Origin of the sequence: Candidatus Poriferisodalis sp. (genome assembly GCF_965221945.1) — a bacterium.
Taxonomy (GTDB): domain Bacteria; phylum Actinomycetota; class Acidimicrobiia; order Acidimicrobiales; family Poriferisodalaceae; genus Poriferisodalis.
In genome coordinates, this window is sequence record NZ_OZ244925.1 from 1,204,839 (window position 1) to 1,228,202 (window position 23,364).

16 protein-coding genes and 1 other RNA gene are annotated in these 23,364 nt (G+C 66.0%); 11 read left to right on the forward strand and 6 right to left on the reverse strand.

Annotated features, from left to right (window positions below):
• Positions 1 to 45 precede the first annotated feature (45 nt).
• Positions 46 to 7,296, forward strand: coding sequence for a S8 family serine peptidase (locus ACOQPH_RS05640; protein WP_420623748.1), 7,251 nt, complete (start codon positions 46 to 48; stop codon positions 7,294 to 7,296).
• A gap of 19 nt (positions 7,297 to 7,315) precedes the next feature.
• On the opposite strand, the gene ACOQPH_RS05645 is transcribed toward ACOQPH_RS05640, so the two are convergent.
• Both ACOQPH_RS05645 and ACOQPH_RS05650 read right to left on the reverse strand, forming a co-directional pair.
• Positions 7,316 to 8,566: a hypothetical protein gene (locus ACOQPH_RS05645; RefSeq protein ID WP_420623749.1), complete on the reverse strand. Its 1,251-nt coding sequence runs from the start codon at positions 8,564 to 8,566 to the stop codon at positions 7,316 to 7,318.
• Entirely contained in the window at positions 8,547 to 9,251 is a 705-nt protein-coding gene (locus ACOQPH_RS05650; protein WP_420623750.1) for a thiamine diphosphokinase, read from the reverse strand. Before ACOQPH_RS05650 ends, ACOQPH_RS05645 begins: the two co-directional genes overlap by 20 nt.
• Positions 9,252 to 9,328: 77 nt before the next feature.
• Here ACOQPH_RS05650 and ACOQPH_RS05655 point away from each other — a divergent pair, with 77 nt between their 5' ends.
• Genes ACOQPH_RS05655 through ACOQPH_RS05670 form a run of 4 tightly spaced genes read left to right on the forward strand, consistent with a single transcriptional unit; the run spans position 9,329 to position 13,602 of the window.
• Complete coding sequence (locus tag ACOQPH_RS05655; RefSeq protein ID WP_420623751.1) at positions 9,329 to 11,596, forward strand: transglycosylase domain-containing protein; 2,268 nt, start codon at positions 9,329 to 9,331, stop codon at positions 11,594 to 11,596.
• Between the two features lie 34 nt (positions 11,597 to 11,630).
• Positions 11,631 to 12,401, forward strand: coding sequence for a zinc ribbon domain-containing protein (locus ACOQPH_RS05660; protein WP_420623752.1), 771 nt, complete (start codon positions 11,631 to 11,633; stop codon positions 12,399 to 12,401).
• A gap of 42 nt (positions 12,402 to 12,443) precedes the next feature.
• The gene (locus tag ACOQPH_RS05665; RefSeq protein WP_420623753.1) at positions 12,444 to 12,962 is read left to right on the forward strand and encodes a hypothetical protein; all 519 of its coding nucleotides are present in this window, start codon (positions 12,444 to 12,446) and stop codon (positions 12,960 to 12,962) included.
• Positions 12,919 to 13,602 (forward strand): histidine phosphatase family protein, encoded by a 684-nt coding sequence (locus ACOQPH_RS05670; RefSeq protein ID WP_420623754.1) that lies wholly within the window; start codon positions 12,919 to 12,921, stop codon positions 13,600 to 13,602. Before ACOQPH_RS05665 ends, ACOQPH_RS05670 begins: the two co-directional genes overlap by 44 nt.
• A gap of 30 nt (positions 13,603 to 13,632) precedes the next feature.
• On the opposite strand, the gene rnpB is transcribed toward ACOQPH_RS05670, so the two are convergent.
• Both rnpB and ACOQPH_RS05680 read right to left on the reverse strand, forming a co-directional pair.
• An RNA gene (gene rnpB / locus ACOQPH_RS05675) (RNase P RNA component class A) lies at positions 13,633 to 13,999 on the reverse strand.
• 83 nt (positions 14,000 to 14,082) lie between these two features.
• Positions 14,083 to 14,436 (reverse strand): hypothetical protein, encoded by a 354-nt coding sequence (locus ACOQPH_RS05680; protein WP_420623755.1) that lies wholly within the window; start codon positions 14,434 to 14,436, stop codon positions 14,083 to 14,085.
• A 313-nt stretch (positions 14,437 to 14,749) separates the two neighbouring features.
• On the opposite strand from ACOQPH_RS05680, the gene ACOQPH_RS05685 reads away from it, so the two are divergent.
• Together ACOQPH_RS05685 and trpD are read left to right on the forward strand one after the other, a co-directional pair.
• Positions 14,750 to 15,106 (forward strand): WhiB family transcriptional regulator, encoded by a 357-nt coding sequence (locus tag ACOQPH_RS05685; protein WP_420623756.1) that lies wholly within the window; start codon positions 14,750 to 14,752, stop codon positions 15,104 to 15,106.
• Between the two features lie 87 nt (positions 15,107 to 15,193).
• Positions 15,194 to 16,318, forward strand: coding sequence for an anthranilate phosphoribosyltransferase (gene trpD, locus ACOQPH_RS05690; RefSeq protein ID WP_420623757.1), 1,125 nt, complete (start codon positions 15,194 to 15,196; stop codon positions 16,316 to 16,318).
• A 399-nt stretch (positions 16,319 to 16,717) separates the two neighbouring features.
• On the opposite strand, the gene ACOQPH_RS05695 is transcribed toward trpD, so the two are convergent.
• Positions 16,718 to 17,608: a serine/threonine-protein kinase gene (locus ACOQPH_RS05695; protein WP_420623758.1), complete on the reverse strand. Its 891-nt coding sequence runs from the start codon at positions 17,606 to 17,608 to the stop codon at positions 16,718 to 16,720.
• Between the two features lie 109 nt (positions 17,609 to 17,717).
• Between ACOQPH_RS05695 and queG the strand changes: the two genes are divergently transcribed.
• The 4 genes from queG (at position 17,718) to ACOQPH_RS05715 (ending at position 21,789) form a co-directional block, all read left to right on the forward strand.
• Entirely contained in the window at positions 17,718 to 18,905 is a 1,188-nt protein-coding gene (gene queG / locus ACOQPH_RS05700; RefSeq protein WP_420623759.1) for a tRNA epoxyqueuosine(34) reductase QueG, read from the forward strand.
• Positions 18,905 to 20,017: a glycosyltransferase family 4 protein gene (locus tag ACOQPH_RS05705; RefSeq protein ID WP_420623760.1), complete on the forward strand. Its 1,113-nt coding sequence runs from the start codon at positions 18,905 to 18,907 to the stop codon at positions 20,015 to 20,017. Before queG ends, ACOQPH_RS05705 begins: the two co-directional genes overlap by 1 nt.
• Before the next feature lie 122 nt (positions 20,018 to 20,139).
• Entirely contained in the window at positions 20,140 to 20,580 is a 441-nt protein-coding gene (locus ACOQPH_RS05710; protein ID WP_420623761.1) for an SRPBCC family protein, read from the forward strand.
• A 24-nt stretch (positions 20,581 to 20,604) separates the two neighbouring features.
• A complete protein-coding gene (locus tag ACOQPH_RS05715; RefSeq protein WP_420623762.1) occupies positions 20,605 to 21,789 on the forward strand; it encodes an aminotransferase class I/II-fold pyridoxal phosphate-dependent enzyme in 1,185 nt (394 codons plus the stop codon).
• Between the two features lie 43 nt (positions 21,790 to 21,832).
• Here ACOQPH_RS05715 and ACOQPH_RS05720 read toward each other — a convergent pair whose 3' ends face one another.
• On the reverse strand, positions 21,833 to 23,338 hold the full coding sequence (locus tag ACOQPH_RS05720) for an FGGY family carbohydrate kinase (protein ID WP_420623763.1): 1,506 nt from the start codon (positions 23,336 to 23,338) through the stop codon (positions 21,833 to 21,835).
• Between the last annotated feature and the right edge of the window lie 26 nt (positions 23,339 to 23,364).

Below are 23,364 nucleotides of genomic sequence, written 5' to 3' on the forward strand. Positions count from 1 at the left end.
GCCCGGCTGGGGCGATCAGCGCTGGTCGTGTGCCTGGGGGCGGGGATGCTCTCATTGCCGGGGCTCGGGCACGGCCTCGCCGCAGCCCAGACGCCCGCAGCGCCCTCGATCACTGCGGTGGCATCCGGCGATCAGGCTCTGACGGTGGCCTGGGGCCACCCCGACGGTGTCACCGTTGCCGACATCACGGCCTATGACCTGCGCTACATCGAGACCAGCGCGAGCGACACCGACAAAGCCGATGACTCCAAGTGGACCGTCCTCGACAATGCTTGGTCGACTGGGGCACTGCGTGTCATCGTGAGCCAGCTCACCAACGGCACCTCCTACGACGTGCAGGTGCGCGCTGTGACCTCGAGCGACGGGGCGTGGGCGACGAGCGTGGCAGAGACGCCGGGGGATCCAGGTTCGTCACGCGGGACAGCGACGGCAATCGTGAACGAGCTGCCGGTGCGGGGCGTGCTCGACTCCGCCAGCGACGTGGACTACTTCCGGTTCCCGGTCAGCGGCACTCGGGAGTACTTCATTCTGACGACGGGCACCACCGACACCCGCGGCAAGCTGTATCGCAGCAGCGGCAGCCTCATCGACAGCAACGACGACTCGAACCTCTCCAGCGGCCCGGAGAACTTCAAGCTCGACGGCAAGCTGACCGGCGGCACCTACTACATCGAGGTCACCGGTTACGGCGGCTCTACGGGTGCCTACACGCTGCACCTGCAAACCGCCGCCGACACGACCGGCCTCAGCGATGCGACCGACATCGAGCTCGGCAGCGTCACCAGGGCGGTCCTGCACGACACCGGGGCGAGGTCCCTGCTCGACGACGGCGACATCGACTACTTCAAGCTCGAACTGGCAGCCGAGACCACGATCACTGCACGTGCCAGCGGCTTCGTGGCCGACACCTACGGCGTAATTCTGAACGACGACGGCTCCATCGTCGCGACGAACGACGACGCGTACTTGGAGCCGACTCGCCTCCAGTTCGCCCTGCGCGAGACGCTCGCCGCGGGCACCTACTACATCAGGGTCGAGCCGTTCTTCGGCGACGACTCCGGCCTGTACTACCTGTTCGTCTACGAATCGCCGGAACCGGGCAGCTCTCGGGCGACAGCACACGAAATCGACATCAGCCATACCGCCGGCGGTGAGATCAGCGCGACAGGCGACACCGACTTCTTCGAGTTCACGCTCGACGAATCCACTCGCGTGGCGCTGGTCGGGTCCAGCCGTGACCTGGATATCGAGGTAGCGCTGCAGAACTCATTCGGTGCCGATCTCAACGTGAACAGCTACAGCATCTCGATCGGGTCAATCGACACCTTTGCCATCTACGACACGCTGGCGGCTGGCACCTATTACCTGCAAGTGCAGGCCGACCAGGCGGGCGACACCGGCACCTATCTCGTGCTCCTGCGGCCCGACGGCGCCTTCGGACGGTTGGCAGAAACCTGCCCCGCGGCACCGTCCGGCATTGACGACACGTTCTACGGGTGTCAATGGCACCTGAACAACACCGGACAGTTCGGGGGCACGGCCGGCGAAGACATCAACCTCGGCACTGTGTGGGACACCTACAAGGGCAGCGGCATCAACGTCGCCGTGGTGGACCAAGGCTTGGACTACTTCCACGAAGATCTGGAGGCCAACGTCGACAGGTCCAAGAATTACAGCTTTCGCAGCGTCGATGACGTCTTCGGTGAGCGGTCGAGCCACGGCACTGCGGTGGCGGGCCTCATCGCAGCGCGCGACAACAGCGTCGGCATGCGCGGCGTGGCGCCCCGAGCGACCATTTACGCCTACGACCTGCTCAGTGCATTCAGCTCGTTCAACGCTGCGAGGGCTGCGTCGCAGGGACGCGTCACGACGTCGATTTCCAACAACAGCTGGGGACCCACAGAAGGTCCGCGGGCTTCCCGTGCGGGACGGCTGTGGGAACGCGCGATCGACGCCGGCGTGACCGAGGGATCCGGCGGAAATGGCGTCGTCTACGTCTGGTCAGCCGGCAACGGCGACGACGACGGCGACTGGGCCTCGCTGGACGAGGTCGCCAACTACTACGGCGTCACCGCGGTCTGCGCCGTGGACAATGACGGCAAGCGCTCGGACTACTCCGAGCAAGGACCGAACCTGTGGGTCTGCGCGCCCTCCGACAGCACGGAGAAGGTGTATCCGAGCATTGCGACCACCTGGCGCTACAGCCGCTACACCGACCGCTTCGGCGGCACGAGCTCGGCTGCTCCCATCGTGTCCGGCGTCGCTGCGCTTGTCCGAGATGTCGATTCCACGCTGTCGTGGCGCGATGTCAAGCTGATCCTGGCGGCATCGGCCCGCACGAACGACGACACCGACGCGGGCTGGGAAACAGGCGCATCAAAGTACGGAACGACAGGCACCTACAGCTTCAATCACCAGTACGGCTTCGGCGTGGTGGATGCCTCGGCTGCGGTGGCACTCGCCGGGAGCTGGACCAAGGTGCCCGCGATGCGCACTGCGACGGCGTCGTACGCCTCAGCGCGCAGCATCCCCGACACCCGCCGCGCCGTCACGAGCACTGTCCGCCTCGAAGGCGAAGTGGACTTCACCGAGTTCGTGGAGGTCAATGTCGACTTCAACGCGCCGAGTTTCCGCAATCTCGAGATCAAGCTGGAATCCCCGTCGGGCGCAACCTCGGTGCTGACGGTCCAGAACTCGACTGACTGCACTTCCAATCGCCCATGCCCGCTCACCGGCGTGTTCAGGTTCGGCTCGGCCAAGCACCTCGGCGAGGACCCCCGCGGCACCTGGACGTTGCGCGTCACCGACAAGGCGCGAGGCGGCGCCAGCAACACCGTGAACTCGTGGGACATGAAGGTGTACGGCCACCGCCAGTCTCCCGATGCCGTATCGCTGAGCTACGTGCAGCCCGGCTCCGGCTCGCTGACGGTGGCGTGGGAGGAGCCCGACTTCACGGGTGCTTCGGCGATCACCGGTTACGAGGTGCGGCACATTCGCAGCGATGCTTCCGACAAGTCGGACGCTCGGTGGTCCTCTGACATGAGTTCATGCACCGCGAGCAGTTGCATACATGTCCTGGACGGCTCGGAGGTGAGCGACGGGATCCGGCGCGACGTGCAGGTCCGAGCGTTGACCGGCGTGGCCGACCGGAAGGGCGACTGGTCGGCGACCGCACGAGGAACGCCAGGCGCAACCAACAGCGAGCCGTTCTTTGCCGACGGCGAGCGCACCACGCGCTCGATTGCAGAGAACTCCGGTTCGGGTGCAGCGGTCGGCTCAACCGTGGAAGCGCATGACGCAGAGAACGACACGTTCACCTACACCGTGGGCGGGACCGACGCGGGCTCGTTCGCGATCGACTCGGCGGGGCAGATCACCACCGCGTTCGATCCCGACTACGAGGATCGCTCCACCTACACCGTCACAGTGTCGGTCACTGACACCAAGGCAGACGACGGCACGGTCGACACAGCGGTCGACGACACCATCGAAGTGACCATCGAAGTGATTGATGCCGACGAGCCCCCAAAGGTGGTGCACTGCACGGAGCCAGGGGTCTGCGTCGACTTAGCAAGCCCGCACCAGATCGAATACCCTGAGGGCAACTACGCGGTGATCTTCGACTACGACGTCGACGACCCTGACACCGACATCGTCGAAGTCGACCTGGTGGGCACCGATGCTGCGGAGTTCGACATGGACAGCCTGGGCAGGCTCTATTTCGACGGTGTCCCCGACTACGAAATGCCCACTGACAGTGGCCGCAACAACGTGTACGACCTGATTCTCGAGGTGTTCGATGGCACGACCACCGTCGACTTCGAAATCGAGGTAACGGTCACCGACCAGAACGAGAAACCGTCACTCACCGGCGACGGCATGGCCGCGGTCGACGAGAACAGCATCTCGACGGGGTTGTTCTTCAGCGCCGACGATCCTGAGAACGACAGCATCATGTGGACGCTTTCAGGCGATGACCGGCTCGACTTCGTGATCGCCGGGGGTTCCTTGAGGTTCAAGGATCCGCCGAACTATGAAATGCCCGACGACCGCGACCGCGACAACAAGTACCAGGTCGACGTCGAGGCCTCCGATGGCGAAAACGCCGACGTCGTCTCGGTGGAGGTCGAGGTGCAGGACGTGAACGAGCGACCGGACATCACCGGTCCATCCACCAGGAATTTCGCCGAGAACACCACAGGAAGCGTTGCGGATTACGAGGCGAGCGACCCTGAAGACAGGGAGCGCGTCACCTGGACGCTTTCGGGCAGCGACCATCTCGACTTTGAAATCGACCGCAACGGAGTCCTCAGATTCATGGACCCACCGGATCACGAGGCCCAGAGCGGGTATCGCGTCACTGTGGAAGCTTCCGACGGCAAAGACGCTCAGGGCAATGCTGACACGGCAGTCGATGACAGGTTCGACGTCTCGGTCACGGTCACCGATCTCGATGAAGCGCCGATGATCACGTTAGGGCCGACCAGCGAGAGCGTTGTCGAAGGTCACGCGGGTCAGGTGGCCAGGTTCGAAGCAGAAGATCCCGAAGGCGAGGATGTGATCTGGACGCTGGTTGGAACCGACCGCGAGGATCTGAGCATCGGGCGCTCTACGGGCGTCGTCACCTTCGCAGCCATGCCGGACTTCGAGACTCCGGTGGATTCGGGGCGCAACAACTCCTATGTGGTGACCGTGCAGGCCTCCGACGGCCGGCTGACAGCAACCCAGCCGTTGACCGTGACGGTCACGAACGAAGACGAGGACGGCACGCTGTCGTTCTCGTCGCCCCAGCCGCAAGCCCGCACAACCCTGAGGGCGACGCTCAGCGACCCTGACGGCGGTGTGAGCGGCACAACATGGTTGTGGGAGCGCTCGCTGAACGGCGGACCTTGGGCGGCCGTCGACGGGGCGACGTCATCGTCGTATACGCCAGCCGATGGCGATGTCGGCTACGACCTGCGCGCCACTGTGTCCTACCGGGATCGACACGGTCCGAACAAGACTGTCAGCGCCGAGCCTGACGATGCCGTCCGTATGGCACCGTCAGGCAACCGAGCTCCGACGTTCCCATCGACGGAAACGGGCGCTCGGTCCGTGGACGAGAACACGGCACCCGATCGTGACATTGGTCTGCCTGTTGCGGCGGACGATCTCGACAACGACGACCTGACCTATGCGCTCGGGGGCCGCGATGCCGCATCGTTCGACATTGATCCCGGAGGCGGTCAGTTGCGGACGAAGGTGCTGCTCGACCACGAGCGCAAATCCTCCTACCAGGTGACCGTCACAGCGCGCGATCCTTCGAATTTGACGGCGACTCAACGGGTGACCATCGCCGTCGAAGACGTCGACGAGGCGCCGACGGTTACGGGTCCGCTGGTGCCGAGCTATGCCGAGACCCGCACCGACGCGGTTGCAAAATACACGGCACGTGACCCCGAGGGCGAGGAGGTCACCTGGTCGCTTGCCGGACCCGACCGGACCGATTTCGAGATCGACGAGGATTCGGGCGTGCTGAGCTTCAGGAACCGGCCGGATTTCGATGCTGCATTCGACAACGACTACGAGATCACCGTCCGTGCCGACGACGGCACCCAGTCGCAGCACGGGACGCTCGACGTGACGGTCCGAGTCACCGGCGTGAACGAGCCGCCGGTGGTGACCGGGCAGACGAGCTTCACCTGGACCGAGAACAGTGATGGTGAGGTCGACCGCTACTCGGCGGTCGATCCGGAGGGTGTGGCGGTCACGTGGTCGCTCGCGGGAGCCGACCGTGGCGATTTCGAGATCGACGACTCCGGCGAGTTGAAGTTCTTCCAGCCGCCCGATTACGAGCAACCCGCCGATTCGAACCGCCGCAATGACTACGAAATCACCGTGCGTGCCTTCGACGGCACCCACTACGGCACGCTTCCGGTGACGGTGACGGTCGAGAACGAAGACGAGCTCGGGATGTTGGAACTCTCGGCGACATTGCCTGGGGTGGGCTCGACGCTACGAGCGGTCCTGACTGAGCCCGATGTCCCGGTGACCGATCACGAGTGGATGTGGTGGCGTTCCGATGACCGGAACGACCCGAGCAACTGGGAGCTGATCGACAGCGCCATGTCGTCGAGTTACCGGCCTGTCGCTGACGATCTGGGCTACTGGCTGAGAGTCCGAGTGAAGTATGCCGACGCATTTGACTCCCAGATTCTCTTTGCCGAATCGATCAACTCAGTGCAGGCAATGGCCGGCCCGACACGACCGGTCGGCCCGACTGGGCCTACTGGCCCGACCGGTCCAACTGGCCCCGGCGGCGGTGGGGGAGGCGGCGGCGGTGATTTTGATGTTGGCGTCGCGACGTTTGTGGTGGCCAACGGGTGGAGTCCTGCTGATGTGGGGGTGGCGTCGGTGCTGGCGGCGCGTTCTGATAGCGCGGTGGTGGTGTACACCGCGAGCGACGAACTGTCCGAAGAAACGAGAGTGCTGCTGAGAGAGGCCTCACCCGCTGAAGTGGTCATTGTCGGCGGCAATGCTGCGGTGTCGCGCGATGTCCGCACACAGATCCGCGCTGCGTCACCAGATTCCGGCACTTCACGTATCACCGGTGCGGATCGTGCCGACACGGCGGCGGGCACGGCGCGTCGCATTCTGGGCGCCCCTTCCGAAGCGGGTCGGGTCACGGTGATCGTGGCGAATGGCTGGTCGCCGCCTGATATCGGCGCCGCTGCGGCACTGGCTGCGCGCAGCGGGCGCGCCGCGGTGGTCTACACCCAGAGTGACCGGTTGCCCGAGGCGTCGGCGGCGCTGCTGCGTGACTACGAGGTAGCGCGGGTGATCTTGGTGGGAGGCACTGCTGCGATCAGCTCGGGCGCCCGGGACGCGATCGCTGCTGCGGCAGGCGGCGCCAGCGTCTCGCGCCTGACAGGCGACGACCGCATCGACACCGCCGCTCAGGCAGCACGGCGAGTGCTGGGCAACCCCGCCGCAGCCCCCGACGGCGTCACTCTGGTGATTGCCAACGGCTGGTCCCCGCCCGACGTCGGCGTCGCTGCGGCATTGGCAGCAGCAACCGAGAACTCTGCGGTCGCCTACACCAACCAAGGAGCATTGCCCGCGGCGACAGCAGCACTGATACGCGACTACCGACCTGGCCGGGTCATCATCGTGGGCGGCCGCGCCGCAGTCGCCAACGACGTGCGGTCAGCCATCACCGAAGCCGCACCCAGCAGCGCCGACGTGCGGCGCATCACCGGCAGCACCCGCACCGACACCGCTGCCCGCGCCGCACGACGCATCCTCGCCAACCTCTGACCAGCCGCTCCGCGACGCCCTAGTTGTCGGGCAAGGTCACCGTCACCTCGGGCTCAAGCGGGGCAGGGCCTGTCTGGAAGTTCCGAACGACCTGACTCCAGGTGAGTTGCCATACCTTCCAGTTGGCGCCCACGTAGGCAGGATCGGGCCGATACGGGTGCACTCTCACCCCGAATTCCTGCCATTCCGGTGTGCTTACGATGTCGCTGCGCGCCGGGCGCGAACCGAACCGATCGCTCACGCCGAATTGGAAGAGTGGTTCCCCCATGGCATCGATCAGGCGCCCTCCGAGGGACTGGTTCTGCGCTCCAGCGACGACTCCGGCATAGAACCCGATGCGAACGCAGTCGTCGGTCACCACCGCAATGTCGAGCGCTTCGGGCAAACCGGGTTGGTACTGGGCATAGACCGACGGCAGCCCCGTGGTGCCCCACGTCATCGGCAGGCGACCCCGCAGCGACTCCAGCGTCACAGGATCGGGATCATCCTGGCTGATCGGCCGCGGCGGGGGAGGCTCCCCGCCGGCAAAGCGCTCGAAGGTCGCGATCTCCCAACTCGGTGCGAGCTCAACTCCCCAACGCAGCATCTGGTCGAGAATCTGGGGCCACGGTGTCACCTCGTCACCGCCGCGTTCGGGATACAGCCGCTCGAGCGCAACCAGCAGATACACGCCCATCCGGCTCGTTGCGGCGTCCGGGATCACCGCAGTTCCGGCGTGGGCGGGATCGTGGAGGGCGTCGAGGCCACGCGGCACCGGTGGCGGCAGGCGTTCAGCGTCGGGCAATTCGTCAATGCGACGCTCGGGCACGATGTAGAACGACGGCAGATAGTTCAGGCAGGCATCGAGATAGCTGATCGGCGTCAATGCGTGGGCGTTGACAGCGAGGTCTTCGACCAGCGGACCGGGCGCCAGCGGCGCATAGGGCTGGGTGAGGCCACTGTCGATGACGTACTGCAGGTCAAGCGTGTCGATGCCCACCACAACATCGGCCACGGGATGGGTACGGCTGCGTTCCAGCAACTCGATGACATCGTCGGGCGTGTCCTCCCGGAACACCACGATCTCGATGCCCGTCTCGGCGGTGAATGCTTCGAGGGCGTCGGCGGGCAGGTGGAAGTCGCGATATGTCAGGACGCGTACCGCAGCGGATCCCCGGTCCGTGTCCGCGCAGCCAGCGGCAAGGACGATCGCTGCGCACGCGAAAGCGGCGAAGACACGAACTCGCCGGGCCTCACTCCCGGCGAGTCGCTCACGGAAGCGGCTTGCCATGTGTCTGTATCGCAAGAACGGTGCCCGCTTGTACTCCGAGGCGGGCCGAAGGTGTAGTGAGTTCGTTGCTCAGTCCGAGCGACGCCGCACTGGGGAGCGGCATCGATCCGGTCAAGTTCCATCGCAGCCCAGTCGTACGCACGCTGGCGGCTCCGCCCACGGCGAGCAGCGTCAGCAGATTCCCGTCGCCCGACGGCAATGCAATGGTCATGCCGGTGGTTGCAGCGCGTACGACGCTCGCGCCGACGTAGGCCACGAGCGGCAGCGCGGCATAGCGAGGCCGTGCGAGCATCGTCACCGAGATCATCATGTGGTCGAGCCTGCCGCCGGCACCGCTGGCCAGTGCGATCTCAGCGGGATCCAGCCCCCACGCGAAGCTCAGGGCCAAGTCCAGATCGCTGTGCGCCTTATGCCGATGGTGTCGCTGGACTACGAGGTCGGGCCACTCGTCACGCGTGCGCGCCAGCATTCCGGCATCGATCGAATCGAAGTCTCCGACGGCAACGTGGGGTCGCAAGCCCAGCCGCAGCGTGTGGGCCAAGCCACGATCCACGGCAATCACGCAGGTGGGCTCACCGGGCGGGAGTCGGCGCGGCGCGCTGGGGCCGCCGTCGATGATCCAGACACAACGGGCATCGAGGTGTGCCCCGTCGAGGGACCACTCGCCAGATGCAGCCGGACTCATGGCACCAGTGTGATGCCCAGCGGCCGGTTTGTGGCGCGCCGGGCGCGCGATGTCGGCCCGGTACCTTGCAGTTCAACGTGGACATCGTCCGCCGGCTCGCCCGGCTGCCCCTACTCGCCGTGATGATCGCGCTCTGCGCAGCCGTCGTCACGATCGGCGCCCGCGCCTCCGCGCCCCATGTCGCAAGCACCCTCGACGCCGTCGAACGCGACCGCGATCACATCACGATCGACTTGCGGCCCGGGGCTCAGCGGACCCAGGTATTTGACTCCGACGGCAATCCGATCGGCATCCTGCTGAATGACATCGACCGCGAGATCATCACGCTGGACCAGGTGCCCGACGAAGTCCTTGCCACGATCGTGGCGGTGGAGGACAGCAAGTTCTGGCTCCACAACGGTGTGGATCTGCGGGCGACTGCACGCGCACTGGCGTCGAACGTGTCCGCTGGCGGGATTGCGTCAGGTGGCTCCACGATCACCCAGCAGATCGTCAAGCTCCGTGTGGTGGGCAGCGAGCGCAGCTTCAACCGCAAGATCCGCGAGGCGGTGATTGCGGCCCGGCTCGAGGAAGATTTCTCCAAGGAACAGATCCTCGAGTTCTACGTCAACGAGGTGTACCTCGGAAACGGGGCGTACGGACTGCAAGCCGGGGCCGAGACCTACTTCGGCAAGGACGTCTCGGCGCTCGACGTGGGCGATGCAGCATTCCTGGCAAGTCTCATTCGCAGCCCCGGCCTGTTTGACGGGTTCGATCAGAACATCTCCACGATGACCCGACGGCGCAGCAGGTCGCTGCAGCAAGCCGTCGATGCAAGGATCATCACGGAGGCCCAGCGGGACGCATTCGAACGGCGGCCGCTGCCAAGTCGCAACCTGTCGCCGCGTCGCACCGACGTGACGCTTCGACGTGACTACTTCTTGGTCGAAGTGCGGCGGGCCCTGCTGGCCAACCCAGCTCTCGGAGACACCTACCAGGCCCGCTTCAGCCAGGTGTTCGGCGGCGGTCTGAGAGTGTGGACGACGCTGCGTCCCGAGTTGCAAAGGGCTATGCGCACCTCCGTGGCGGAGGTCCTGCCGGAGGGCACGGGCGAATTCGAGGTGTCCATCGTCAGCGTCGATCCGTCCACCGGAGCGGTGCTCGCGTTCATCGGCGGACCTGCCTTCAGCGATTCGGAATTCAACCTCGCCACCCAAGGCCGGCGCCAACCCGGATCGTCGTTCAAGCCCTACGTCCTTTCGGCCGCGATCGAGCGCGCCGGCCTTTATCCGTTCGACACGATCAGCGGGCAGGGACCATGCGTGTTCCCCAACCCGCCGCTCGACGACTACAAGGTGAGCAACTTCGCCAACAGCCCAGGTCGGGTCGCCACGCTGGCCCAGCAGGCAACCGCCAGCTCGAACTGCGCGTTCGTCCGACTGGGCCTGGTCACCGGTCTGGATGAGGTCGTCGGGATGGCGAATCGCCTCATCGGCCGGTCGGGCGAGGACAGCTACCTGCCGTATCCGTCCATCTCGCTGGGCGCGCAAGAGATCACCCCCCTCGAACAGGCCTTGGGTTTCGGCACGTTCGTCAACGGCGGAGTTCGGATGGAGCCGTTCTATGTGACCCGCATCGAGAACAACTTCGGGGAAGTGCTCTACGAGCATGCGCCGCACGGACGGCGGGTGGTGTCGTCGGTCACAGCGGATTGGGTGACTTCGGTTCTCGAGGAAAATGTGCGATCTGGCACCGGGACGCGGGCGCAGCTTGCGAGCGGACAAGCCGCCGCCGGCAAGACCGGCACGACGCAGTCATTTCATGACGCCTGGTTCGTGGGCTTCACGCCGCACATGTCGACCGCAGTGTGGATGGGCCATCCCGACGAGCAGGTCCCGATGGGCGAAATCCAGGGTCGGCGAGCCACCGGGGGCTGGATCCCGGCGCGCATCTGGTCCTCCTACATGGAGCGGGCTCTGGAGAACACCCAACTACGAGGATTCCCGCCCGCGCCGCCCCCGTCTCGGGCCAGCCAGTACCTATTCCTGTCCGGGGATACCTGCTCGATCGCCGTAGCCGTGACGCCGTCGGAGCCTCCGCTCGAATTCGACCTGCCATGCAGCATGGTTCGCCCAACCGCGGACAACGAATTCGAGCCACTGCCTGATGCGCTCTGCAAGGTTGCAGTGCCAGCAGCCGATGGCGAGACGAGGTTCGAGTGGATCCGCTGCACCCAGATCGCAACCGAGCTCAGGGCGCGAGCGACCGAACCCGTGGGCGATACTGACGAATCCATCCCGCAGGGCAGCACAGATCAAACTGGTGGAGATCCCGGCGGGGACGGAACACAAGACGACCAGGCCTGAGCCCGATGCACGTTCACTCGACCACTGGACACCGATGACGTCAGACGCTTCCGAGCCAGGTGCTCAGACCGGTGAGCCCGGCGCCCGGTCGAGCGGGCTGGCAGCACTCGGCCAGCTCGCGGACCTCGACGTTCGGCTGGAACAGATCGATCATCACGTCAAGCACCTGCCTGAGCGCGAGACCCGCACCGGTATCGCGGCCGAGCTTGCCAAGCTGGCAGCTGAGGCAAGGATGCTTGACGCTCAGATCGGGGACCTGGAGCGCCAACAGCGCAAACAGGAAGATGAAGTCGCACGCATCGAGGCCAAGCGCGCGCACAATTCCGAGCGACTGTACGAGAGCCACCTGACGTCCCCGAAGGAGGCGGAAGCGCTCACGGCGGAGGCAGAATCACTCGGGCGACGCCAGATAGAGATCGAGGACCAGATCCTCGAATTGATGGAGCAGCTTGAGCCGCTCAGCAGCGCCCGAGCCGATCTGGCGGGACGCCACGCAACGGCGACGGAACACAAGGCAGCAGTGGACGCTGCAATCGCCGCCGCGGAGAGCGAGGCCGGCACTCAGCACAACGAGGTAATCGCCGAGCGGGAGGCGCTCGTCGGCTCAGCCGATCCCGATCTGGTGTCGGTCTATGAGGAGCGCCGGGCGATTGCCCGGGGCGCTCCTGTCGTCGGCCGGCTCGTCGGCACCACCTGCAGCGCGTGCCACCTCGAGGTCTCTTCGGTCGACTTCGAGCGAATCGTGCACCTCGAACCCGACGAGTTAGTCGAGTGTCCCCAATGTGGGGCACTGCTCGTGCGCTGAGCCGGTGGATCCACCGGCCCAGCTACGCAGGGGAACGGACTGATGTTGCTGTGGTTCGTGGCGACGTCACTGGTGGCAATGCGCTGGTGCTTCGGCGATCCTGCCATCGACCATCGCCTTATCGTGGCGGGGGCGCTGCTGCCCGACGTCATGCATGCTGCAACTGGCGGAGCGCCCTTCACTCACTCATTGGCGCTGCCGGCCAGTGGACTTGTGGCAGTGATGCTGGCGACCGTCGGGCGTCGGCGGACGCGTCGCCGCTGGCTGGCGCTGCCGATCGGTGTCTTCTGGCATCAGGTGTTCGAAGGTGCGTGGATCCAGCCCGCACTGTTCTGGTGGCCCGTGGGAGGCGACACGGCAGGCGCGACGTTGCCGCTTGCCGCTAGGAGCGTGTGGCTGATCGGCACCATGGAACTCGTAGGTCTCGCCGGCTGCTGGTGGATTTGGCGCGCCAGCGGTATGGTGCACAGCTCGGCGGCTCGGGCCGATTTCTGGCGAGCTGGACGTTTGGCCTACCGTGGCGGACCGCAGTACCGGCGAGGCGGAGGTGGCCCATGCTGATCCTCGTACGCCACGGGCGCCCATGCTGATCCTCGTGCGCCACGGGCGCACGAGTGCCAACGCGGCGGGACTGTTGCAGGGGCGCGTCGACAACGAGCTCGACGAGGTCGGCGTTCAGCAAGCCGATCAGATCGCTGCTGCGCTCTCGCGTGGCGATCACCGGCCCGACAGGATCGTGTCCTCGCCGCTGCTGCGAGCTCGCCAGACCGCAGATGCCACCAGTGAGCTGCTGGGGCTCGAGATGTCCATTGACGAGCGTTGGTCAGAGCTGGATTACGGCGAGTGGGACGGGATCCCAATCTCGGAGGTGCGAGCCGAGATGTGGGAGCAATGGCGTGCCGATCCCGGATTTACCTTGCCAGGAGGCGAGTCGCTGGCAGCTCTCAATGTTCGGGTCGCTGCAGCGTGCGATGTCGTGGCCGCCGAGGCAGCAGAGCTGACCATCGCGGTCTTCACGCACGTCTCACCGATCAAATCGGCGGTTCGGTGGGCCCTCGGCACCGCCGAAGAGATCGGCTGGCGCATGCATGTCGCCCAGGCCCAGATCACTCGGATCGGCTTCCGGTCAGGTGCGCCAGTGCTCAGTGCGTTCAACGACACGTCGCACTTGGAACCCGGCGGGCCTCGTACCAGCAGCTGAGCGTCGTAACTCTCCGCTGGCCAGTGGGGGGCGGTGAGCCGGCCTGTAGGCGGGATTCTGTCCGTCGGCTGACGCCGTCGGGGTGGCCATCCATCTGAGCGGCCTACCCGGAATCATTGGACGGGCCGTCCGATCCCTGCTTGGCCTTGCTCCGGGAGGGGTTTGCCGATCCGCCGGAGTCGCCCCCGGCGATGGTGCGCTCTTACCGCACCGTTTCACCCTTGCCTGTGACCGGACGGGTAGCCCGGTCCATCGGCGGTTTGCTCTCTGTTGCACTTTCCGTCGCCTCGCGGCGCCTGGTTGCGAGCCAGCTCCCTGCCCTGTGGAGTCCCGACCTTCCTCGGGCCGGCTTCGGGTCAATGACGCGATGCCGGACCGCGGCCACCCGGCCGACTCACCGCAGCCAACAAGGCTAGTCAGGACCCGAGCGGCCCGTGAGCGCAGCGAACGAGAGCGGGTAACCGAGCACCAAGGGGTAGGTCAGCGCTTGCGCGAACGGCGTGAGTCCTCGGGATCCAGCAACGAACGTCGACGCTGTCGCACGATGCCGGCAAGCACGCCGCCCAAAGTCGCCAGCGACGCCGCCAACAGCATCACGAGCGGGAGCCCCAGGGGTGCAACCGCCTCGCCGGAACCGAAGCGACGGATCAGTTGCACCACCACGGCCAGGACCATCACGGGCCCAGAGGTCAGGATTGCCGACAGGAGGTGATTTTCGCGAGCTTTGGCCGCAGCGACAGCGCCCCCGGCGATCAGTCCGACGAACAGCAGACCATTGACGGCGTACGCCGCAGCAGTCTGCTCCGGCACCAGGCTCCCGAGGGCGACGCCCACCACAAGCGCGGTACCAACCGAAACGAGCGCGCCAGGCACGACCGCTCGACGCTCGACGCTTTGACCGAAGACTTGTAAGAAACTGCGCATGGTGTGGCTTTCCGCCTGCGGCGTGAGGTATCAGGTTGTCGAGGGCCAAGGGTGTGTCCAAGGGCGTTGGAGAACAGTCTGCGCCCTCAGTGCAAGCCTCACTCATCAGGATCTTCGGGGGCTACTGAACGCTCAATAAGCCCTTGACAAGAGGCAACGCATCGGCAAGATTGCGCGTGAGATGCCTACTGTCACAGCAACAACACGCGTCAGCCCACGGGTCGTGAGATCACAACCCGCGAGCACGGACCCCATCCGGGTTGTCGTAGATCAGCACGGTGGCCTCGCCACCGACTTGCTCGCATGGCAGCGTCACGCTGCGTGTCGAGGCCTCGAAGCCGAGATCTTCTACCCGCCTGACAGCGACGGAGCGGGCGACGAAGAGGGCGCCTTCGAGGCGAAAGCGGTCTGCGCGGCCTGCGCGGTATCGGGCGAATGCCTCGAATACGCGCTTGCAGTTCGGGAGAAGGAGGGCGTCTGGGGCGGGCAGACGGCCGCGGAGCGTGTACGCATCATTCGCCGAAGGCGCCGCGCCGCAGCGCGTGCTCGCAACGCTCAGGCGGCTGCCAGCTCGAACTGAACGACTTGATCCAGACCGCCGCGCCCGCACAGCACGCGGCGAGAGGTGCGACCGGGCGCTTTTGGGCACATCGCTAGTGTCCGAACCGTGAACACTGTCACCACAGAGACTGGCGCCTCGGACATGGATGATCCTGACGGGGTCCCTGCACATCCACTCGCACACTTCGGCGGCTGGAAGGCCGTCCTCACAGATCTGGTGGCAGGCATAGACCTGAGCCCGGAAGTGGCGCGCGCAGCGCTCGGCAGCATCCTGAGCGAGAACGCCACCGATGCCCAGCTGGCCGGCTTCATCATCGCTCTTGGAATGAAGGGCGGTTCGGTCCCTGAGCTCACAGGTCTCGTGGACGCCATGCACGATGCGGCAGTCCCGCTGACGGCCCCCGACGGCGCGATCGACATCGTCGGCAGTGGCGGAGCCCCGGGGCGGCAGCAACACGCACTCAGCGTCTCCACCATGGCGGCGTTCGTTGCGGCGGCCGCCGGCGCGGTGATCTGCAAGCACGGCTCGGTGGCAGCCACATCGTCGTCGGGTTCGTTCGACACCCTCAAAGCGCTGGGTCTTGCGATCGATCTGGACGGGCCCGCGGTCGAACGGTGTATCTCGGAGATCGGATTGGGATTCGCATTCGCCAAGAAATTTCATCCGGCAATGCGCTTCGCAGGGCCGGTGCGCACCGAGCTCGGTGTGCCCACCACATTCAACTTCCTAGGACCGCTGGCAAACCCCGCCCGCGTGAAACGTCAGGTGCTCGGGGTCAGCGACCCGGTGATGGCGCCACGCGTCGCCGGGGTGCTCGCGGCCCGGGGTGCGGAACTGGCGCTGATTGTCCATGGCGCAGACCGCCTCGATGAGATCACGTTGACGGACCTCACGCGCATTTACGAAGTGCGCGAGGGAGAGATCACCGACGAATTCCAGTTCGATCCGACGTCGATCGGCCTCGAACGCGTCAATCGAGCCGCTCTGTGGGGCGGCACCCCGCAGCAGAACGCAGACATCCTGCGGACGATCGTTGCCGGTGAAGAGACCGGACCCAGAGCTCAGATCGTGGAGCTCAACGCCGGTGCGGGATTGGTCGTCGCGGGACTGGCTGAGAGTTTCGCGGAAGGCTTCGAGTTGGCCCGCGACGCTGTGGCTGACGGGCGTGCAGCCGCGAAGCTCGAAGCGGCGATCGAGCTCACGACGCGGCTGGCGGCAGACGGCACCTAGCGTGGTTGTCGGCCTCTCGCTCCCTTTCGGCGTCGGTGACGTCGTTCGACTAGCGGAGACAGCCGACGAGCGCCGTTCCTGCTTGGTCGGACGAACGGGCACTGTGGTTGGCTTACGACCGGGGGACCGTCGGGTGATGGCGATCGTCGCATTCGACGGCGGCCCACCGCAGACGGTGTTGGTGTACGGCGTCGACGAGGCGGAGCTCGTCGAGCGCTACCGCCACGGGATGAGCTGAACACAGCGTCCCGCTGTGTCTTGGTGCCTCAGCGGATAGGCGGCGATGCCCGGCAGCCCCGACGGCCTGGACTTTGCGCAGAAATGCCGCCACAGACGGCAAATTTGCGCAAAGAAGGCGTGACAGCAACTTTCCGAGACGTCACCTCTCCGCGCGGCCTCTTATGCCCGGCTTGTCAGCCGGCGTAGGAGCCCCCGGCGGCGCTCGCCTTCGTGCTGGGGGATTTCAACTGCTGCCAGCGCAGCGGCGAGGTCGGCACCGCTCGCGAAGCGATCCTCGGGCGATTTCGCCATGGCGGTCAGGATGATCTCGCAAAGCGCGGCCGACACGCCACGTTCAGCGGGATCGGGCGGCGGTGTGCGCACGTGTGCGTGCAGAAGGTCGTTCCGCTCGCCGTAGAACGGCGCCGAGCCCACAGCCAGGACATACAGCGTCGATCCGAGACCGTAGATATCGGTGCGAGCATCCACAGATTTCGCCAACGCCTGCTCGGGGGAGAGGTACATCGGCGAGCCGTACACCCGGTCCGGCGGCGACGGAGGCCCGTCGAGGTCGTATGCCAGCCCGAAGTCGAAGAGCACCGCACGGTCGCTGCCGTCGGGCCGGGTCTCGAGCATGATGTTCGACGGCTTGACATCGCGATGAATGATCCGGTGCTCGTGGACATGATCGAGGGCCGCGCAGATCTGCTGGATCACGGCGATACCCGCGGTCAGGGTCGGGGGGTGGCGGCTGCCGCAGCGGTCGGCCAAGGTCTCGCCGTCCACAATCTCCATTTCCATGAAGTGAGCGCCGCCGATCACACCGGCACCGTGGACGGCGAGCACGTGCGGATGGTCCAAACGGGCCATCAGCTCGTATTCCTGTTCGAACAGCGATCGGATTTCCGCCCGGGCCTCAGCAAAGGGCGTCAACACCTTGAGACCGACCTCGTCTCCTCGCTGCGTCGTTGCCCGGTAGCAGTGCGCCACGGTGCCGCGACCCAGCAACCCGGTGATCTTGTAAGGGCCGTACTGGCGGCCGACCCAGACGTCAATTTGGTCTTCGTACATCGCACCGGCCGCGGCTTGAGCGCCGCTTCCAGCATAAGAGAACCGGTCTGAGCCGGGCCGCGACCCTGATCGGCGGCGTTCGGCGTGCAGCTCACGGCACACTTGAGAGATGGCTGCAGCCGCCGACCGAACCTTGCTGGCGCGGGTTCAACGGGCTGGCGCCGACGCCGGCCTCGATGCACTCGGCGTGACCGATGTCTCGCCGTTCGTCGAGGAGCGGCATGCAATCTCCGAGCGCAAGGCGGCCGGCCTGCATGCAGGCATGTGGTTCACCTACGGACGGCCCGAGCGTTCCACCACGCCGGCGGCCATCTTGCCGGGCGCACGCAGCGTGGTGGTGTGCGCACGCACCTACAGGCCACCCGACGAGCGCGGCGCACCAGATGACGCACCCTTGGCAGGCGTCCGCGGATCGGTGGCTGCTTACGTGGCGACCGATGCCTACGGCGCGCTGCGTGAAGGTCTTGAGCGCGTGAGCGAGGTCCTGCATGCCAGCGGCTTCGAGGCGGTTGCGGTCTACGACGACAACCGCTTGGTGGATAGAGCTGCCGCAGCCCGTGCGGGTCTGGGTTGGCTGGGCCGCAACACGATGCTGCTGTCTCGTGAGCTCGGCTCGTGGACCGTGCTCGGCTCGGTGGTCACGACTGCCGAACTCCCGATCCCGGGTGAAGTCGAGCCCGACGGCTGTGGCACCTGCCGTCGTTGCCAGGTGGCCTGCCCCACCGGTGCGCTGGACACCGCTGGGGTGCTCGATGCGAACCGCTGCCTGGCATGGCTGATCCAGGCCCCCGGTGCGTTCCCGACCGAGTTCCGCGTTGCCCTGGGGGACCGACTGTACGGCTGCGATGACTGCCAGGTTGTCTGCCCGTTCAACGATCCGGCGACGGGTACATCGGAGTCACGGCGCGTGGCGGTGTCGCTCGGAAACGCCCGCGCTGCGCGCAGCAGCTACGTCGATGTCGTCGAAGTGCTCCGGATGACTGACGATGCCCTCATGGCAACGTTCGGTCACTGGTACATCCCGCGCCGGCGACCCGAGTACCTGCGACGCAATGCGCTGGTTGTACTCGGAAACGTGGGCGATCCCGACTCAGCGGCCACCCAAGACGTGTTGTGCCGATCCCTGGCGTCGCCGTCGGCTGTCGTCGCCGGCCATGCGGTGTGGGCAGCCCGCCGGCTCGGGCGGGAGGATCTCGTCGACCGTGCACGAGCTGAGGGCCTCGGCGAGCACGATCCGGACGGGCTGGTGGCTGGGGAGCTTGCGTCGGTGGTGCAGCCACGGCGCGTTGGCGGCTGATGCGACCTCATCTGCTGGTCACGAACGACTTTCCGCCCAAGATCGGAGGGATACAGAACTACCTGTGGGAGCTGTGGCGCCGCCTTCCGGCGGACGCCACGACGGTGCTCACGACACCCCACCGCAACGCGGCCCCATTTGACGCCGCCCAGCCCATGCGGATCGTGCGTACCCCCGATCCTGTCCTGCTTCCGCATCCGGGCCTGGGGAGGCGGATCCGTGCCCTGGCCGAAGAGGTCGGCGCCGAGATCGTGCTGCTTGACCCCGCCTTGCCCCTCGGCGCGCTGGGCCCGCGTCTCGGCATGCCCTATGGCGTGGTGCTCCATGGTGCCGAGGTCACAGTGCCGGCGCGACTGCCCGGCCTGTCTGGCGTGCTGGCTCGCGTACTGCGATCGGCCTCGATGGTGATTTCAGCCGGCGGATATGCAGCAGCGGAGGCACAGCGATGTGCGTCGCGAGAGCTGCCCGTTACCGAGATTCCCCCCGGAGTCGATACGAACCGGTTCGTGCCGTTCGGGCCCGATGAGCGCCACACCGCTCGCCGCAGCTTCGGTCTGGGCTCGGGGCCACTCGTGGTGGGTCTGAGCAGGCTGGTGCCGCGCAAGGGCTTCGATGGAGTCATCGAAGCGGTGTCAGGCTTGGGCTCGAAGCATCCCGGACTCCAGTTGGCGATTGCGGGCGCAGGGCGAGATCGACCGCGGCTGGAACGGCTCGGGCGCCGTCTCGCTGCTCCGGTCACGTTCCTGGGTCGCATCAGCGCCGATGCCGTGCCGCAGTTCATGGCGATGGGAGACGTCTTTGCTGCGCCGTGCCGCAGCAGGTGGGCAGGACTGGAGCAGGAAGGGTTCGGCATCGTGTTCGTCGAGGCGGCCGCGTGCGGCGTGGCAGCCGTTGCCGGTCGTTCGGGTGGCAGCCACGAGGCGGTCGCTCACGGCCGGACAGGACTCGTCGTTGATCGGCCTGCGAGCATCGACGAGGTGACTGCCGCCATCGACGAGCTGCTGTCATCTCCCGCTCGCAGAGCGGAAATGGGTGCTGCCGCGCGCGCGGAGGCGGAACAGCGCTTCTCCTATGAATGTTTGGCAGCAGAGCTCGAGGCGGCCCTGCGGTGAGTTTCGTGCCGCGAGTGTCAGCGGCCACGTCATCCTGCGAGAATGAGCCACGGCGGGGTTGGACCCTGAGACAATGGGAGCCGACAGCGCGCGAGACCAGGGACGCACAGATGATCGATGAGATGACAATGACCACAGTTGTGGCTGCGTCCCCCGAAGCCTGCTATGCGCTGATCACCGACATCGAGCGCTACCCCGAGTGGGCTACCGACATTTCTTCCGCGTCCGTCATCGAGAGCGATCCGGTCGGCCGGATCGCTCAAGCCTCGTTCCGCGTCGAGGCGCTGGGGCGGACGGCCAGGTACACGCTCGCCTACGACCACGGCGGGGCTCCCCACCAGATCTCGTGGAAGCTCGTCGACGGCGATGTCGTCAAGCAGCTCGACGGCAGGTACGAGTTCAACCCCATGACCGAACCCGGTCGTACCGAGGTGCTGTACCAACTCGCCCTGGAGCTGGCGGTTCCTCTGCCCGGCTTCGTCAAGCGTCGTGCGGAGCGCCGTATCGCCCACACCGCGCTGGCTGACTTCGCGGCGCGGCTCGAGACCGGCCCCGTGGCCTAAGGGCCGAAGGTCGTCACACGCAGCATGGAGTTTCGCCGCATCGGTGGCTTGCCGCCGTACGTCTTTACGATCATCGACACGCTGAAAATCGAGCGTCGGCGCGCAGGCGCCGATGTCATCGACTTGGGCTTCGGCAACCCTGATCTGCCGTCACCCGAGCGCGCCGTGAAGAAACTGGCGGAGGCCGCGCTCAATCCACGCAACCACCGCTACTCGGCCAGCCGCGGCATTCCCAAGCTGCGCGCTGGCGCTGCCGACATGTACCAGCGCAAGTGGGGAGTCGAACTCGACCCTGACACCGAGGTCATCAACACCATCGGTGCGAAGGAGGGCTTCTCTCACCTCATGTGGACACTGCTGGCACCTGGCGACGCCTGCCTGGTACCAGCACCCTCCTACCCGATTCACATCTTCGGGCCGCTCTTCACGGGGGCCAGCGTGCGGGAAGTACCGCTCGACGTCGGCGAGACCTTCTTCGAACGCCTGGTGGAGCGCTTCGAGTACTCATGGCCTCGGCCACGGGTGATCGTGCTGTCGTTTCCGCACAATCCAACTACGGCGTGCGTCGATCTCGAGTTCATGCAGCGGATCGTGGACTTCGCTCGTGAGCGCGAGGTGCTGCTCGTGCACGATTTCGCATACGCCGAATTGGGCTTTGATGGCTACGAGCCACCCTCGATCCTGCAGGCCGAAGGCGCGAAGGAGGTCGCAGTCGAGTTCTACAGCTTGACGAAGTCGTTCTCGATGGCCGGCTGGCGAGTGGCGTTCTGCCTGGGAAACGCCGAGATGATCGCTGCGCTCGCCAAGCTCAAGAGCTATCTCGACTACGGCACCTTCCAGCCGATCCAGATTGCCGCCACGGTCGTCATGAACGAGGACCAAGACTTTCCCTCACAGGTGCGCGAGACGTACCGCGAACGGCGAGACGTTCTCGTGCGCGGCCTCGGCCGCATCGGCTGGGACATCGCACCGCCAAAGGGAACAATGTTTGCCTGGGCCAGGATTCCTGAGCCCTATCGCCATCTCGGATCGGTCGATTTCTGCAAGCTGCTGGTAACGGAGGCCAACGTCGCTCTGTCGCCGGGCGTGGGCTTCGGACCGGGGGGCGAGGGCCACGTGCGGTTCGCACTCGTCGAGAATGAGCACCGTATTCGTCAGGCAATCAGCCAGCTACGCGTCGCCTTGGACAAGCTGACTCCCGCCGGCTGAGCACCTCCGGGGACGTTGCGGCCTCCGCCACGTCCCGTGCCGCTTACGAAGATTCCTCACCGGGCGACCAGCGCAATGACCGTCCGAGTGCGTGGCGCCACAGCGCGTGAAGTCTGTCTGGGGCCGCCCGGTCAACCGAAGGCTCGAAGCGCTGATCGAGTCGCCACAGCGATGCAGCCTCGTCAGGCGAGGTCCAGACCCCTTCTGCCAGCCCGGCCAGCATCGCCGCCCCCAAGGCGGTGGTCTCGGTCACCACTGGTCGGCTGACGGGGACACCCAGTTGATCGGCTTGGATAGTGCACAGCAGATCGTTGATTGCTGCCCCGCCGTCGATTCTCAGCTCGGCGATGTCTCGGCCGGCGCCCGCGCTCATTGCCTCGACGACGTCTCGGGTCTGCAACGCCATCGACTCGATCGTGGCGCGTGCGATGTGGGCCGGCTTGGCTGCGAACGTGAGGCCCATGATCGCTCCACGTGCGCTCGGATCCCACCAGGGGCTGCCGAGGCCGGCGAAGGCGGGCACGACGACGACCCCGGCGCTATCGGGCACGCTGCGGGCCAGCGATTCGGCTCCCGCCGGATCGACCGCTCCGGCGAGGATCTCGGTGAGCCAGCCCACAGCGGCTCCGGTAGCGAAAATCGAGCCTTCCAGCGCATAGGTGGGACCCTCGCCGAGGTCCCAGGCCACGGTGGTCAGAATCCCCTCGATCGGCTCCGGGCACGCGCCGCCGACGTTCATCAGCACGAACGATCCTGTGCCGTAAGTGTTCTTGGCCATGCCAACCTCATGGCAGCCTTGGCCGAAGAGTGCCGCCTGCTGGTCGCCGGCGACGCCGCTCACCGGAATGCCCGGGCCGAGTGGAGTGGTGTCGCCAGTCCGGCAGAACCGACCTACCGATGGGCGCACCTCGGCCAGAACGGCTGTGGGCACAGACAGCAGATCGCACATCGGTTGTGACCATCCGTTGGCTGCGATGTCGTACAGCAGGGTGCGCGAGGCATTCGTGACGTCTGTCGTGAACGCAGTTCCGCCGCTCAGCCTCCATATCAGCCAGCTGTCCACTGTGCCCATGGCCAGATCACCGCTCGCGGGTAGGCCGCCGTGGCGCAGCAGCCATTCGATCTTGGTGCCGCTGAAATACGGGCTGAGCACGAGACCAGTGCGGCGCCGAACCTCGGCGAGGTGTCCAGCAGCCTCCAGCGCGCCGCAGCGCGCCGCGGTGCGGATGTCCTGCCAGACGAGGGCGCGGGCGAGCGGCTCGGAGGTTCGACGATCCCATGCAACGACCGTCTCACGCTGGTTGGTGATGCCGATAGCGGCAATTGCGGGCATCATCCCGTCACCAAGCGCTCGAAGCCGCGTGCACAGCTCATCGAGAGTGGCAATCGTGGCTCCCCAGATCTCATTGGGGTCGTGTTCGACCAGACCCGGCCCGGGGTAGTGCTGCGGGAACGACTGGTAGGCGTAGGCCATCTCGCCGCCGGATTCATCTACTGCCATGGAGCGCACACCAGTCGTGCCGGCATCGATCGCTACCACGAGTGCCATGTCGTTCTCCTGCCCGTGATGTCCCT